The organism is Candidatus Uabimicrobium helgolandensis (assembly GCF_041508025.1).
Taxonomy (GTDB): domain Bacteria; phylum Planctomycetota; class Uabimicrobiia; order Uabimicrobiales; family Uabimicrobiaceae; genus Uabimicrobium; species Uabimicrobium helgolandensis.
The window spans coordinates 2,174,376-2,190,095 of record NZ_CP165719.1 but is presented as its reverse complement, the minus strand read 5'-3'; the positions used below and the strand labels follow the sequence as shown (position 1 = coordinate 2,190,095).

Genomic DNA, 15,720 nt, shown 5'->3' with positions numbered 1-15,720 from the left:
CCTCCTATAGAAAATCCCAACGATGAGATTTTGACAGCATTTTTGCAATTTCATTATTACGTACGGGCACTGAAAATAAATTTCCTTGCCCATAATTGCAACCTAATTTCATAAGAAGTTTAAGTTGGTCAAGTGTTTCAATGCCTTCAGCCACAACTTTCATATCTAAATTGTGGGCCAAGGTGATAATGGTACGAACAATCTCGAAATTTTCTTTCTTTGTTATTTCGCAAATAAATGAACGATCTACTTTTAAAATGCTAATAGGAAATCGGTGTAAATAACTAAGAGAAGAATAACCTGTTCCAAAATCATCTATATAGAGATCAAGATTCATCAATTTTAAATCAGTTAATGTTTTGATCATTGCTTTGGCATTTTCCATCAGTACTGTTTCGGTAATCTCAAGTTTTAAACTATTAGTATTTATGGAAGATTGATTAACCACTTCTTCGATTAGGTGTCCTAAATCGTGTATTGCAAATTGCTTAGCGGACATATTAACGCTAACACTTAGATCTGGACGCGAAAATTCTTTTTGAAATATTGCGAGCTGTTGACAAGCTTCGCGAATAGCCCACCATCCCAAATCGATAATGAGTTTTGTTCTCTCTGCCAAAGGAATAAATTCACCAGGAGAAACAAGACCTCGTTCTTTGTGCTGCCATCTCATAAGAGATTCCATGCCTGTGATTTGAAATGTTTTCAAGTCAACAATTGGTTGATAACACAAAAAGAAATCTTGCTCTACAAGAGATTTGCGTAAATCGGTTTCCAATCTTAACAACATTATCACTGATTCATGCATTTGCTTATCAAAAACTTCATAAGGTTTGCCACGCGATTTTGCTCGGTACATAGCAGTGTCAGCATCACGTAGTAGATCTTGAGGGTCTTCATAATTTGTATTACCTATAGCAATACCAATACTTGCTCCCATAAAAAAGTCTTGGTCATTCAAAGTAAAAGGTTCAGCGAGTCCTTCGTTTAAAATATCTGCAATTTCGGATGCTTGTTCTATACTCTGTAAATTTTCGAGAAGAATAGTAAACTCATCTCCGCCAAAACGGGCAACTGTGTCGCCAGGTCGAATTACTTTTTTTAAGCGATTAGCAATTGCAACAAGTAACTCATCTCCTGTAACATGCCCCATACTATCATTAATAACTTTAAAACTATCAAGATCCATAAACAATACAGCAAATATATATTTTTCGCTGCGATTAGCGCGATAAATAGCTCTTTGTAGACGACTCATTAAAAGCGCACGATTTGGTAATCCTGTAAGGATATCATAAAAAGCATCGTGTAGTAGTTGAGCTTCCGCTTGTTTTCTTTTTGTAATATCAGTTTGCGAACCAACAACACGCGTAATGATATCATTGTTGTTACGCACAGCAATGCCTTGGTTTAAAACCCATATGTAACTGCCATTACGGTGTAGCATTCGATGTTCAATTTGAAAACGCGGTAAATTTCCAGCTACGTGTTCATCGAATTCTTGTTTTACTTTAGAAAAATCCTCTTCATGAATTTTTCCAAACCACTCATCTAATAGTGGTTGAATTTCATCATCTTCATAACCCAACATTGATTTCCAACGTGTTGAGTAATAGACTTCGCCGCTTTCAATATTACAATCCCATAGTCCATCGTTTGCAGCTCGCGCAGCAAGAGCGTATCTTTCTTCACTTTCGCCTAGAGCCTGAACCAGTTTTTCTTTTTCAATAAGAGACTTGCGAACTTTGCGAATCAATAAAGATTTTGCTAAGCTTCCTCCTATTTGAATTCCAATGGCAACAAGCAACTCTAAGTCTTCAATGATAAAAGGCTTAGGGTAAGAGCCGTCTCCTTCTTCTACAAGTTGCGGTTGGTTGTGAAGTATTGTACGATCAAGATACAAAGCGCCAAATATTTTTTCATAAGAAATGAGCGGAGCGCAGATAAAAGAACCTACCATTTGCATACGTATGCTCTCTGATGAATTGAGACGTTCTTCTTCTGGAATATGTGAAATGATAGAAACGCGATTTTCTAAAACGTCTTTGAGCACGGTAGATGATACGGGGAATTCGTCGCGTTCGCCCATGCTATTTAAAAAAGATCTACCTTCGTAATTGTCTTTATCTGTTTGTAAAAAAATGGCACCACGTTCTGCGTCTACAGCTTCAAATAATGCATCTAGTAAACGATCAAAAAGTAGCTCGTCATTAGATTCGCTATTACATTTTCGTAGCACTGTGTAGATTGCTTTTAAAGCTTTATGGCTATATTTTAGTGTTTGAGTAGAAGGTTCAAGAATAGAAGTTTTTTCGACATCAATGCGTTGACGAAGTACTCCTCCTGGCTTCATTTTAATTTGATCATATCCCTTGCTTGTTCTTCGTGATATTTTTTTGGTAAAATGAATTTGTAATATCAAGTCTTCTGATACAGTGATATAATCTAAATTGGTTAGTTCTACTTTAGTTTCAACAACTATGTTGTTGACCAAAGTCACCTTTCCTTCCATAGGGCGTAAAAATATTTTATTATCTTTTTTGTTAATGAGGAAGTGTTGTGTTGCTACACCTAGCTCTGAAAAAGAAAAAGTATTTTCACTTGCAGAACCAAACATAGCAGGAAATATATCTATTTTAATTTTTGTTCCTGGTTTCAGCCCTAATTTTACAGCTAAAATAATTTCCATATTGGACTTTCTCTAGATTGATGACACTTTCTTTAAGAGATGAATGTATAATTTAATACCACCCCTAGGTATGTATAAGTCATATGTTATTTATTCATTGCGAAAGTTTTGCATAACGTTAGCAGAATAGATTTTGCGATTGACAATCATTCCAATTAGTAGTGGAAGAACAACAATAAAAGCAAAATAAATGAACTGTGTATAGTGTATTGTCGTACTAAGTTCAAAATAATAATTGTGTATAAGTGCTAGCCCAAAAGAGTTAAGAAAAGATAATATAGCCGTAATAATACCAATACACAAAAACTCCACAATATCGATGCAAACAATTTCTTTCCTTCGGCAACCCATAGTTTTATATAGTGCTACTTGGTTGAGACGCTCAGTATGTCCTGTACTTAGAGTACCTACTAATATGATAACGCCAACAGCAATACAAAACCATGCTACTATTTGTAAAGCAGATAAGAAATAGCCCATGAGTTTTTCTACAACTTTTAAAACACTTGTTACGTTGATGACAACTACGTTGGAAAAATGCTGAGATAATTCTTTTTGTAATGTTACTGTTTTCTCTTTTGAATCAAGTTTAAAAGATGCGATGAACGTTTGTGGTGCTTTACTTAATATATTAGAAGGCATTACTACAAAAAAGTTTGGCCTCATACTCAGCCAATCGATTTTTCGAATAGAAGTTACTTTTCCACTAACGACAATTCCTTGAATATCAAAACTAAGTGCATCACCTATTTTTAAATTAGCTCTTTGAGCAAAATCGCGTTCTAAACTAATATGTGGCTGAGTAGCTCCCTCTTGCCAAAAATTTCCAACGATGATTTTCTCACTGGTATTTAGTTTGTCCTTGTATGTCAAATTATATTCACGTGTACGCCAGCGATATTGCTCAATTTCTTCATCAGCTACCTTAGTTTTGCGCTGCACTATTTTACCGTTAATAGATTTAAGCCGGGCGCGAATTAAAGAAGAAAATTCGATTTCATTTTTTGTGAACGTATTAATTATTTTTTCGACTGGTTGTACTTGCTTTTTTAACACATCTGCTAGAAATATATTTGGAACGCGACTCGAATTGAGTGAAAAAACTTCAGTGGTTAAACTAGTATATACTAAATTTAAAGTATTAATCAACGAGAATCCGATTGTTAATGAAACTAAAAATACAAAAGTGCGAGCTCTTTCTCTTACCAATTGTTTAACTCCGCAGCGAAGTACAAAAAACTTGGGTGAATGAAAAAGAAGCAAACACCAATTTAGTATTTTGAGAAAAAAAGCAATCATTGTAAAGGTAAGTGTGATAACAGTGATAAGAGTTAAAGAAAAATAAAACGCCGTCTGTAAATTACTTTTATAGTATACATATGCGAAAAAAATAGTTGCTGTCAATACAAAAGTTATTGCTCTTGACTTCCAGCTTAAGTTTTTATTTATAATTTCGCCGCGAAAAATGTCCATAGGCGAAACAGAGGCTAAGTTTTTTATTTTATAGTAGTTAATCACCACTGTTAAGAGGATAGAAAGAACAATCGCTTCTGCAAAATACCACAAATGAACGTTTGGCTGTATGTCTAAGTTGAGTTCTAGCAAATAAATTATATAACGAAATCCCAATGTATTTAGTATATAACCTAAAATAGCCCCAATAATCCCTCCGCCAAGACCTATTAACATACATATTCCTAAGTACAGTTGAAAAATCTTGTTTGTTTCTATACCTAAAGCACGAAAAATGCCGACTTCTTCTAATTGTTCGCTCAAAAAAGTGTATATGCTAGCGCCCATTCCTACTGTTCCAACAAGCAGCGTAATAACAGAGATGAGTAAAAAGAAATAGCTTTGTCTTTGCATTATTCGATTTACACTGCGCTGAGTATTTTTGTAAGAGGTAATACGTACGTAGGTTTCTTTTATATTTTCCTGAAGATAATCTATGGTTTTTTGGACATCGCTATCAGTGTATGAAGAAGATCGAGAAAACAAGTAAGAGTAACGAACGCGACTTTTTCCCTCTTCGATAAGCTTTGTTTGTTGTAAAGCATTGTAAGGAATCATTATACGTGGGGCAAAACCCGCGGCATTAAAAACGCGTCCTGGCTCTTTTAAAATAATACCGCATATTGTTAATTTGTTGTCGCCTAGAGCAATTACATCGCCTTTGTGTAAGTTAAATTGCAATTCAATGCTCTCATCGATCCAACACTGGTTTTTGGCCAGTTTTTGCTCTCCGCGAATATGAAGTTCACCATAGAGAGGAAAATTGTTCTCAATTGCCTTGATACTTGCTAAAAAAGAGTCGTCCTTACCACTAACCATCGATACAAAATTGACTATGTGTGTTTTATTATAACCGTTTTCTTTTAATTGTGAAAAAAGACTAGTATGCTTTTCACTAAACAAACGGTACGAAGATATTTCAATATCTGCAGATAATATCTCACGCGCTTGTGACGAAACTTGTTCAGTGATTGTATGTGTTAAGTTACCCACAGTAAAAAGGAAAGCAATTCCCAAAGCCATGCACAGTGCAAAAAAGACTATTCTTTTCCAGTAATAAGAAAATATACGCGTAGTTAATTTAAAAATACCTTTAGCTGTCGTGGCCATTTTTTAGTTTCCCTGCTATGAGTTCTAAGCGACGAGACATACGGTTTGCAATAGCTGTGTCGTGGGTAACAACAATAAGTGTTGTTTCATGATTTGCATTTATTGCAAATAAACTTTCTAAAACTTTTTGTGCACTATGTGCATCTAAGTTACCTGTCGGTTCATCTGCAAAAATAATTTTAGGATTGTGTACATAAGCGCGTGCAATAGCTACTCTCTGTTTTTCTCCGCCAGATAATTGATGTGGAAAATGTTGTAAGCGCTTTTCAAGATTGAGTGCTGTAAGTAGCTCGCGTGCTTTGCTTTGGGCTTCTAAGGCATTTTTGCCTTTTATCTCCAAGGGAAAAGCTACATTTTCTATTGCGCTAAGTGTTTTTATTAGACGAAAATTTTGAAAAATAAATCCTACCTTATCGCGACGCCAAGAACATAATTCATCATCAGTACTATTGTGAATTGCATATTTTTCAAAAAGAATTTCTCCTGATGTTGGTGGCTCTAAACCGGCCATAACACCTAAGAGTGTAGACTTGCCACTACCACTTGGCCCAGTAATAGCTACTGTTTCTCCAAATTTCAAGTCGCAATTAATACTATCGAGTATTTTTAAGTTTTCATTAGCGAAGGAAAACTCTTTACATATATTTTTCAAAGAAAGAAGAGTGTTCATTGTAATAAATTTTCTTTCATTATGAAGTTAAACACATTGTCAGATATAATCTCGTGCCCTTTTTCATTAGGATGAATACCATCTTCTAAGTTCAAAGAAGTAACACCTGCCACATCTTTTAGTAAGAAAGGCATAAAGGGTACATTGTAACTTTTTACAATATCTTTGTACATGTTATAAAATTTTGCGCGGTATTCTTTACCATAGTTGATTGGCAGCATAATACCAGCCATTGCGATGACTATTTTCTTTTTACGACATACATCTATGATTTTTTCTATATTTTCTTTTGTTGAATTAATACTTTTACCACGTAAACCATCATTGGCTCCGATACATAAAAAAACAGCGCGCACATCTTCTTGTAAATACCAATCTAAATTTTCAAGTATGTAGGCTGATGTTGCGCCACTTTTACCGGTATTACGGGTAATGTAATTACTTTTAACAAGTTTCTTTCCTATTAAATAAGGAAAGGCACTTTGTTTTGGTAATTGATAACCAGCGGTTAATGAATCTCCAACAAAAACAAGTACTTTTTTGTCTGTAGTTGTTTTTTTCAGTTCGTCCCAAGAGATTTTTTGTTCTTCTCTTTCTGAACAACCAGAAAACAAAATAAGCACTATAAGAAAATAAAAATAGCGCATAAATAAAATCCTTTCACGTTACTTGGGGCGCGTCTAATAAACTCTCAAAGCACAGTCTTGTATTTCTAAAAAATTTAAAACAGTTGAATTTTATACAAAAATAATTTGCAAACACACTAAAAGATAAATACTATGATATTTTCATTATGCGCGTCTATGCGATAACGTCACCAGTTTGTCGGTCACGAAAGGACTGTGAAATGCGGTTTGTATTGTTTTATATAACTCTATTATTTTGTAGTGGTACTATTTTAGCAGAATCCTATCAAATATTTATTACAAAAATAAAAGTCTCTGCTAAAAATAACGGGAAATATTGGGATACCTTCAAAGGTGCACCCGATATTCAGGTTATTATTTCGAAAAAACACAATGATCAATGGAAAAAAGTTTTTGTTAGTAAGGTGTTCACCAATCACCATATTGTCGACGAACAGGTACTCATATCTGCATCTCTAGAGGAAAACGATGAAGTTATCATAAATGTAGTTGATCGCGATTTTAGACGCAATGATAATATTGGTAGTCAGATGTTAACTGTGAAAGAATCAGAAAAAACAATTAACTTTTCGATGGTGGAAGAGTTGAGATATGTTATTACGAAGCATTCGTCTTTAGAAGACAAGAAAAAAGCTATTGAGAATAAAGAATGGCAAGAATTACAAAAGCAAAAAGAAGCTTCCCAACAACAAAAAATAGATGAACGAGAAAAATGGCGCGCACAATTACAAAAAGAGCGCAAAAAATTTAGTGACGAGTTACAAGAGCAGAAACAAAGAATGATGGAAGAAACACAAGCTGAAATTGCAACTCAAAAAGAGCACGCAAAAAAGGTGATGGAGGAACAACAACAAACTTTTGCCGCTGCGTGGGAAAAAAAACGCGAATTACATCAAAAGGAAATGCAAAAACTTCACGAAAAAATGCGAGAAAAGATAGCAAAAGAAGAAGAACAAAAGCAAAAACAATTAACCGATCTTTCGGGAAAAGTAGAAAAAATGTCTAATGAATTTGCCAATAAGTCTCTTTTGCAAAAGAAAAAAATGGAACTGCTTAAGAAAAAAAACGAAGATTGGAATGAAAAAAATAGCACTTTAAAAAACAAAATAGAAGAGCAGGAAAAAACCTTAAAGACATTACAAGAAACAATTAATAAACACAAAAAATTATTAGAAGAACTAAGATTAAAAGTAGAAAAAGTACAAAAACAAGCAATGTTCCAAGGTCCACGCCCAAAAAAATTAAATCCTCAACAAATGGCGCGTGCTATTCGTGCTATTGAACTTTTATTGTCGCGCGCAGAAAATACACCGTCTCTAGATATTGAAAGTACGAAAGAGTCTGTGATTTTTGCGATAAAAAGTTTTACGAAAAAGTACAAAGAACTGGAAAAAGTGGCAAAACTCTATGCTCAAAAGTAGAGATAGTTTTGTATAAGTAAGGTTGTTGTAAATCTCGAACATCGTTTATGTTTTCTCTGATTTAAGTCAACAGAGGCGATTGCTCGGTAAGAACGTAGATTTTAGTCCTGAAAGAGCGATATGTTTTTTCCGCCCTTTCAGGGCAGCAACGATGAAAAATTTGGGATTTCAAATGAAAATAACAGGTAAATCTTTAGAAAAAATAGAAAACGACAATAAATATTTTGGATGTACTTTCTATTTAAATAAAGATAAAAAATATAGCATAAGTAATTCCTTATTCGATAATTGTAGTTTTAGAAACGATGTATGGTTTGATTTTTATAAATGTGAGTTTATAAATTGTGGATTTTCAGGAGAACTCAGGTTAGAGCATAAATCTGTTGGTTATTTAGAGAAAATTACTTCTTGTACAAACCTCACTTCTCTCAATTTTAGTTATACAAAAGTAAAAAATGCTGGTTTAGAACATCTCAAATTTTTTACAAATCTTGTTTCTCTTAATCTCAGCTCTACAAAAATAGGAGATATTAACTTACAACATCTCAAATCTCTAACAAATCTTACCTCTCTCAACCTTAGTTCTACAGAGATAGGGGATACCGGTTTAAAATACCTAAAATCTCTAACAAATCTTACTTCTCTCAATCTTAATTCTACAAAAGTAGGAAATACTGGTTTAAAACATCTCAAATCTCTAACAGCTCTTACTTCTCTAAGCCTTAATTCTACAAAAGTAAGTGATACTGGCTTCAAACACCTCAAATCTCTGACAAGTCTTACTTCTCTAAGCCTTAATTCCACAAAAGTAGGAAATACTGGTTTAAAACACCTAAAATCTCTAACAAATCTTACTTCTCTCGATCTTTGCCGTACAAAATTAGGAGATGTAGGACTAGAACATATCAAATCTCTAACAAGTCTTACTACTCTTAACATTGGATTTACACAAGTAGGAGATGTCGGTCTCGAACATATCAAATCTCTAACAAGTCTTATTACTCTCAACCTTGTGTTTACGCGGGTAGGAGATGCTGGTCTCAAACACCTAAAATCTCTAACAAATCTTACTACTCTTAACCTCAGTATAACAAAAATAGGAGATGCTGGTTTAGAGCACCTAAAATCTCTAACAAATCTTACATCTCTCAACCTTGGTTCTGTAACAGTAGGAGATGCTGGTTTAGAGCATCTAAAATCTCTAACAAGTCTTACATCTCTCAACCTTAGTTCTGTAAAACTAGGGGATGCTGGTTTAGAGCATCTAAAATCTCTAACAAGTATCACTTCTCTAAGTCTTAATTCTGAAAAAGTAAGAGATGCTGATTTAGAGTACCTAAAATCTCTAACAAGTATTACTTCTCTAGATCTTAGTTATACAAAGGTAGGAGATGCTGGTTTAGAACATCTCAAATCTTTAACAAGCCTTACATCTCTCAACCTTAGTAATACAGAAATAGGAGATACTGGTTTAGAACATCTCAAATCTCTAACAAATCTTACTTCTCTTAGCCTTCGTAGTACAAAAATAGGAGATACCGGTTTGAAATATCTCAAATCTCTAACAAAGCTTACTTTTCTCGAAGTTAGTTATACAAGAGTAAGAAATGTTGATTTCCCAAATTGTAATATTTTACATAATAATTAGGGCGTGTCATCATTCAATACAGATAAAAATATAACGGATTCATTTAATGATACGCCAGTAGTATTGAGCCCGAGCCCGTTTGCGAGCCCGCGCCCGAAAACTTTTTGAGAACGACAGAAAGTGATTTATTGGTTCAATACTAGTTTTTTGCGATGGAAAAAGAAACTTTGCTTCTTTGATAAATTGTTAGTGAAAGTTTCGGAAACGGGCTCGGGCTCGAAAAAACACACAATATTTTGAATGATGACACGCCCTAGAACACTGAATACTTTTGTTTCAGTATCAGAGTAGCGAAAGACACCAAGTGATTATAAATACTACATTTTTAAAATTTTGGATTTTATTTAGAATTCATAAGCTCAGATATTTTAAAAAGTATTAATTTCTGGGCAACTAGGAGTGGTATAGCGTATCAATTGTCTTCAAACCCAGATAAAACTATTCGGTGTTCTAGTCATTTTTTATAAGCGCTTGTTCACCAAGCGAGCAAAAATAGATTTTATTTTCAGAATCAAGTACAAAAATTTTAAATGTCAACACTCCAGTAAGTTAAACCTAACTTGATAACTATTCGAAGTGAAATTAATATTAAGGGATACTTCATGACTACTGTTACTTTACCAAAAAATTACAATCCTTTTTTTCCTAAAGTTTGTATATATAGCGGTAAAAAAATCCCTGATGGATCTCTAGCATTTTCATTTGAATTTCGCCATTTGAAAATACCTATTTGCAAAAACTATAAAAAAATATTTTACATCAGAAGATATGTACCGATGTTGTGTGCGTTTGTTTTGATTTTTTTATCTACTGCACTTGAAAAGTATGACATGCTTGCATTAGGAACTTTTTTCTTAGCCCTTCTCATTCCTATATCCTGTATTTATTTATTTCCAGAAGAGATTGATATCGAAAAATGTGATGAGCATGTAGATTACGAGTTTCAATCCAATGAATATGCTCAAATGTTTATCGAGCTCAATCGGAGTCGAATAATCGACATTTATCGAGAAAGTCAAAATTATAAAGAAACAACAAAACAAAATCCGCAACAAATAACAAATGAAAGTAGGCAACCACAGATAGAGGAGAAATATAAGCGCTATTTACCATCGCGACATAAAAAGTTGTATGAAAAATGTATGCCTTTCAAAGAATGGGTGAGGTACTGTTTTGATCGACCAGTTTCACAAACTGACGATGAACGCTGGTATTTCAAAGAAGAAGATGATTGGGGAGATAAAAAAGACTACAATTCGCAAAGTCAGTATTATGACATGTCCTCTTCTCCAGAAGATTTAGCCTATTATGAGCCCGATGCAGAAGAAATTGCTAAGAAATTAGAAATGCTTTTTAACAACGCTGAGTTACTTCTCAAATATACACACGAACAAATTAATCAAGGACTATGGTTTATCGCAGAAGGTTTCGATATTTCTTATTTAAAATTCGCATTAACTCAAGAAGTTCCTGTGAACATGCAGATACGTTGGATGAAAGCAACAAAAAATTTGTATCGCAATTTGTTTAGCGTTGTTTGTAGCCATCACTACAATAGCAGCGATTCTAGTGACAAAAATCCTGTTAATGACATCTGCTTTATGTTTTGGAATGCTGATGATTTTTTACCACTTGCCATTTCAAGTCAAGAAGTGCATGAAGCGGCACTCGATGTTTTAATGGAAATTATCCAAATGGATCACCCTGCGTGTATTGAAAGTGGTTTACACGCACTTGGACATTGGTATTTAGTGTGCCCAGAACAAGTAGAAGCGATTATTGACGGTTACTTGGAAAATCCAGTATTTATTGATAAAACATTGAAGCTGTACGCTAAAAAAGTTCGCAATGGTGATGTTTAGGTGTGAAAACATTTAGGATTTTCAATGAAAACAGCAAATAACAAATGGCGCGTGCTATTCGTGCTATTGAATTTTTATCGCGGCACGTAGAAAATACAAAGTCTCTGGATATTGGAAGTACCAAAAAGTCAGTGATTTTTGCGATAAAAAGTTTTATGAAAAAGTACAAAGAACTGGCAAAACTCTATGCTTAAAAGTCATGCAGTAAAAACGCAATTCTATGTAAGTAGGATTATCATAAATTTCGAATATCGTTTATCTTCACGTTTACATATTGCTTACTCATAGTGCGATGTTCGACATTTTATGGCAAATAGATATTGGTATCAATACTTGTAGGTAACTACATACGTGAAACTATCGAAGTAAGGTGAAGAATTTCAATGATGTTTTCAATGCGAGGCAAATCTCTAAAAAAAATAGAAAATAACAAAAAATATTTCGGGTGTACTTTCTATTTGGATAAAGATAAAAGATACTACATAAGTAATTCCTTGTTTGATAATTGCAGTTTTAGAAGCGATATATGGCTTAATTTCGATAATTGTGAATTTGTCAATTGTGGGTTTTCTGGGGAACTCCGCTTAGGAAATAAACTTGTATACTTAGAAAAAATTACTTCTTGTACAAATATTACTTCTCTCAATCTTAGCAATACAGAAGTAGGAGATGCAGGCTTACAACACCTAAAATCTCTTACAAATATTACTTCTCTCAATCTTAGCAATACGGGAGTAGGAGATGCAGGCTTGCAACACCTAAAATCTCTTACAAATATTACTTCTCTCAATCTTGGGGATACAGAAGTAGGAGATGCAGGCTTACAACACCTAAAATCTCTTGCAAATATTACTTCTCTTCATCTTTGGAATACAAAAGTAGGAGATAATGGCTTACAACACCTGAAATCTCTTACAAATCTTACTTCTCTCCATCTTTCGAATACAAAAGTAGGAGATGCTAGCTTACAACATCTAAAATCTCTTACGAATCTTACATCTCTCAATCTTAGAAATACAAAAGTAAGAGATACTAACTTACAACACCTAAAATCTCTTACAAATCTTACATCTCTCAATATTGGGAATACAGAAGTAGGAGATGCTAGCTTACAACACCTAAAATCTCTTACAAATCTTACATCTCTCAATATTGGGGATACAGAAGTAGGAGATAATGGCTTACAACACCTAAAATCTCTTACAAACCTTACTTCTCTCAATCTTGAGAATACAAAAGTAAGAGATGCTGGCTTACAACACCTGAAATCTCTTACAAATCTTACTTCTCTCAATCTTAGCAATACAGAAGTAGGAGATAATGGCTTACAACACCTGAAATCTCTTACAAATCTTACTTCTCTCAATTTTTTTAACACAAAAGTAGGTGGTACTGGCTTACAATACCTAAAATTTCTTACAAATCTTACTTTTCTATGTCTTAGAAGAACAAAAGTAGGAGATACTGGCTTGCGATATATTAAATCTCTTACAAGCCTTGTTAATCTCGATCTCTGTGATACAAAAGTAGGTGGTACTGACTTACAACACCTGAAATCTCTTACAAATCTTACTTCTCTCAATCTCAGCTATACGAAAATAAGTGATATTGGTTTACAACATCTCAAATTTCTTACAAATCTTACTAATCTCAACCTTGGTTATACGAAAATAGGTGATACTGGTTTACAATACTTCGGGGCTCTTATAAACCTTATTAATCTCGACCTGTACCGTACAAAAATAAGTAATAATGGCTTACAATACCTAAAATCTCTTACAAATCTTACTAATCTCAACCTCAGCTATACAAAAATAGCTGATGCTGGTTTACAATATCTCAAATTTCTTACAAACCTTACTAATCTCAATCTTTCGAATACAAAAGTAGGTGATGCTGGTTTACAACATCTCGAATCTCTTACAAATCTTACTTATCTCAATCTCAACTATACAGAAGCGGAATATGTTGGTTTACAGCTTTTACGAAAAGCACTACCAAATTGTATGATTTAAGTAACCATTTCAAAAGCAATTGTTTAAAGAATGCATAATAAATTATTATTCTTTCTGAAGAAGCGCTTGTTCAAGAAGTAAGCCTTCTAATTCATTTGCATCACTTATAGGCGCAGAACATGAACCATCTGCACATAAGAATGCCGCAGAAAAAGGTAGTTGTGGAAAGGTAATTCCAGTATTGTTTGTTGCATTTTCTTCGGTTTTAAGCCATTCAACTATTTTATAGTAGTTTACCAGTTTTTGTGCGGTCAGGAAAAGTTGTTGTGCACTTTTATCAACACCAATGACAGTAGTATGAACAGGTTCTGATCCTAGTTCTTCATCAGCAAGTAAAATAGCAGGTTCTGTAAGACGCTTTTTCAAAATAGACTCTGTTGCTAAGTATTTCATTGCGTGTTGTGCTATTTGTAAATATTGCTCATCACCACTATAGTGATAAACTTTATTTGCGCACCGCGTAATGAATATATTTTCCTCTATATCATTTACTGGTTGCAATACACTACTTTTTTGCTGCATTTCACCACAAAATCCTCCTTCTACATTGCGAAAATTTTCATTGATGAATTGCAAAGTTTGCTGCGTTTGTTCCAACCATTTTTTCTTTGCTGTTACTTCATGAAGTTGTAAAAAGGCTTTAGCCAAAGCAATATTTCCAGATAAGAAGATCTTGCCATTTTCTCCATGAGTAAACCCAAAACCTTGTTTACGATTTTCTAAAAACCATTTACTTGCTTTTTCGGCAATACTTAAATATTTTTTATCATCGGTTATCGCGTACATAACAGCAAAAGCTTCTATTGCCCATCCGTTTTCACGGGAATATGTATTTGTGTCAACGCGAGGAATTCCTTGTTCTCTTCTTTCTATGTCTGACAATGCAAAATAAGCATCGCTTTTTTGACCAGGCACAACATCAGCGTCTTGGCTTGTATAAAATGTTCCTTGTTGCGACATCAAAAAACTTTGTAAGTAATCACAAGTATTTTGTGCAGCGCGTAAATACTTAGGTTCGCGAAAAACGCGGTATCCTAAGGCGTAAGACTTGATTGCACGTATTTGCGTGGCCATAATTTTCTCGTAATGAGGGTGCTGCCAATCTCCATGTGTTGAATATTGATACATTCCTCCCCATACTGGATCAAATAAATTCATTGCGTTATCTAAAGTTGTGCGCGCTAGTTTTTCGCTAAAAGTATCTTTAGCTTGTGCACGAATAAGAGCGTATTCAATCGTGTCCCAATCCAAGAACTTTTTTACAAGTCGCAAACCAGCAAATTTCTCATCGTAAGTTTTACGGTATTTGTTTTTTAGCATCTTGCGTATTTCCTCAGACAACGTATGATTAGTGGCATAATTTATCTGAGAGGTATCATTTTGCTGCTGAGGATTTAAATGTAATTTCTGCAAAAGTGTGCGCATTTTTTGCGGAGGAATATAACCGCGATTTTTAAGAATTTCTTTCCCATCACTTGTAAATACAATTGTTGCTGGCCACCCATATTGACGATAGCGGTTAGCTAAGGCCGGATGAGAGTCTTGATCTACACGCACGGCAATATAATGATCGCCAATAATTTTTCCTACTTCTTTGTCTTCGTAGGTTGTTTGTTCCATGACATGGCACCAGTGGCACCAATTTGATTTTAGATCTAAAATCACTAAGCGATTTTGTTGTTTGGCATTTTCAAATATTTTAGTGGACCATTGCTGCCAATTGATACTATTAGAATAAGAATCTGACGAAACTTGAGTTGTGTAACAGCTACTAGCGAGAAAACATAAAAGAACAATAAAGCAACGAAGCATGATAGTATCTCCATAAATTTTTATTAGGGTGCGCCAATGCGATAACCATAACAAGAAAATGATAAGCTACCACACCCAAGAGGCCAATAAGTATGATTGCCACTACACCTCCATCAAGAGATTTGTAAAAGAAATGTCCTATATAAAACATATATAATATCAAAAAAATGATTATAGTGTTTAGGAGAATTTTCACACAACTATCGGTAAATTTCATTAATTTTATTGGCAATATATGCAAAACCCTATTTACACTGAGCGCCAAGGCTAGGATTGAAATAGTCGATGTAATTGTAAAACTATTAATTTCTTTGGTTTTTAAGTTCTTGATTGC

The 15,720-nt window shown here is 34.1% G+C and carries 10 protein-coding genes; 5 read left to right on the top strand and 5 right to left on the bottom strand.

The genetic code is table 11. From position 1 onward, the window contains the following. Nucleotides 1–4 precede the first annotated feature (4 nt). The 4 genes from UABHE_RS08050 to UABHE_RS08035 all read right to left on the bottom strand — a co-directional run bounded on the left by UABHE_RS08050 (nucleotide 5) and on the right by UABHE_RS08035 (nucleotide 6,628). Nucleotides 5–2,689 (bottom strand): EAL domain-containing protein, encoded by a 2,685-nt coding sequence (locus UABHE_RS08050; protein WP_372369736.1) that lies wholly within the window; start codon nucleotides 2,687–2,689, stop codon nucleotides 5–7. 90 nt (nucleotides 2,690–2,779) lie between these two features. Further along, a complete protein-coding gene (locus tag UABHE_RS08045; RefSeq protein WP_372369735.1) occupies nucleotides 2,780–5,311 on the bottom strand; it encodes an ABC transporter permease in 2,532 nt (843 codons plus the stop codon). Then, nucleotides 5,295–5,981, bottom strand: a complete 687-nt coding sequence (locus tag UABHE_RS08040) for an ABC transporter ATP-binding protein (RefSeq protein WP_372369734.1) — start codon at nucleotides 5,979–5,981, stop codon at nucleotides 5,295–5,297. Before UABHE_RS08040 ends, UABHE_RS08045 begins: the two co-directional genes overlap by 17 nt. Next, nucleotides 5,978–6,628 carry an arylesterase gene (locus tag UABHE_RS08035; protein WP_372369733.1) on the bottom strand — a complete coding sequence of 217 codons (651 nt, stop codon included), beginning with the start codon at nucleotides 6,626–6,628 and terminating at the stop codon, nucleotides 5,978–5,980. Before UABHE_RS08035 ends, UABHE_RS08040 begins: the two co-directional genes overlap by 4 nt. Nucleotides 6,629–6,828: 200 nt before the next feature. Here UABHE_RS08035 and UABHE_RS08030 point away from each other — a divergent pair, with 200 nt between their 5' ends. From UABHE_RS08030 to UABHE_RS08010, 5 genes are all read left to right on the top strand, one after another. Next, nucleotides 6,829–8,049, top strand: a complete 1,221-nt coding sequence (locus UABHE_RS08030) for a hypothetical protein (RefSeq protein WP_372369732.1) — start codon at nucleotides 6,829–6,831, stop codon at nucleotides 8,047–8,049. A 151-nt stretch (nucleotides 8,050–8,200) separates the two neighbouring features. Beyond that, nucleotides 8,201–9,697 (top strand): hypothetical protein, encoded by a 1,497-nt coding sequence (locus UABHE_RS08025; RefSeq protein ID WP_372369731.1) that lies wholly within the window; start codon nucleotides 8,201–8,203, stop codon nucleotides 9,695–9,697. 602 nt (nucleotides 9,698–10,299) lie between these two features. Further along, nucleotides 10,300–11,559 carry a hypothetical protein gene (locus UABHE_RS08020; protein WP_372369730.1) on the top strand — a complete coding sequence of 420 codons (1,260 nt, stop codon included), beginning with the start codon at nucleotides 10,300–10,302 and terminating at the stop codon, nucleotides 11,557–11,559. Between the two features lie 44 nt (nucleotides 11,560–11,603). Then, complete coding sequence (locus tag UABHE_RS08015) at nucleotides 11,604–11,753, top strand: hypothetical protein (RefSeq protein WP_372369729.1); 150 nt, start codon at nucleotides 11,604–11,606, stop codon at nucleotides 11,751–11,753. Between the two features lie 189 nt (nucleotides 11,754–11,942). Beyond that, nucleotides 11,943–13,574: a leucine-rich repeat domain-containing protein gene (locus UABHE_RS08010; protein WP_372369728.1), complete on the top strand. Its 1,632-nt coding sequence runs from the start codon at nucleotides 11,943–11,945 to the stop codon at nucleotides 13,572–13,574. 45 nt (nucleotides 13,575–13,619) lie between these two features. Here UABHE_RS08010 and UABHE_RS08005 read toward each other — a convergent pair whose 3' ends face one another. After that, nucleotides 13,620–15,386 carry a DUF255 domain-containing protein gene (locus tag UABHE_RS08005; protein WP_372369727.1) on the bottom strand — a complete coding sequence of 589 codons (1,767 nt, stop codon included), beginning with the start codon at nucleotides 15,384–15,386 and terminating at the stop codon, nucleotides 13,620–13,622. Nucleotides 15,387–15,720: the final 334 nt, after the last annotated feature.

Bases quoted from the DNA above. Each gene is read 5' to 3' on its own strand.
- UABHE_RS08025 (WP_372369731.1), top strand. From the start codon at position 8,201: ATGAAAAATTTGGGATTTCAAATGAAAATAACAGGTAAATCTTTAGAA.
- UABHE_RS08020 (WP_372369730.1), top strand. From the start codon at position 10,300: ATGACTACTGTTACTTTACCAAAAAATTACAATCCTTTTTTTCCTAAA.
- UABHE_RS08030 (WP_372369732.1), top strand. From the start codon at position 6,829: ATGCGGTTTGTATTGTTTTATATAACTCTATTATTTTGTAGTGGTACT.
- UABHE_RS08010 (WP_372369728.1), top strand. From the start codon at position 11,943: ATGATGTTTTCAATGCGAGGCAAATCTCTAAAAAAAATAGAAAATAAC.
- UABHE_RS08050 (WP_372369736.1), bottom strand. From the start codon at position 2,689: ATGGAAATTATTTTAGCTGTAAAATTAGGGCTGAAACCAGGAACAAAA.
- UABHE_RS08015 (WP_372369729.1), top strand. From the start codon at position 11,604: ATGGCGCGTGCTATTCGTGCTATTGAATTTTTATCGCGGCACGTAGAA.
- UABHE_RS08005 (WP_372369727.1), bottom strand. From the start codon at position 15,386: ATGCTTCGTTGCTTTATTGTTCTTTTATGTTTTCTCGCTAGTAGCTGT.
- UABHE_RS08045 (WP_372369735.1), bottom strand. From the start codon at position 5,311: ATGGCCACGACAGCTAAAGGTATTTTTAAATTAACTACGCGTATATTT.
- UABHE_RS08040 (WP_372369734.1), bottom strand. From the start codon at position 5,981: ATGAACACTCTTCTTTCTTTGAAAAATATATGTAAAGAGTTTTCCTTC.
- UABHE_RS08035 (WP_372369733.1), bottom strand. From the start codon at position 6,628: ATGCGCTATTTTTATTTTCTTATAGTGCTTATTTTGTTTTCTGGTTGT.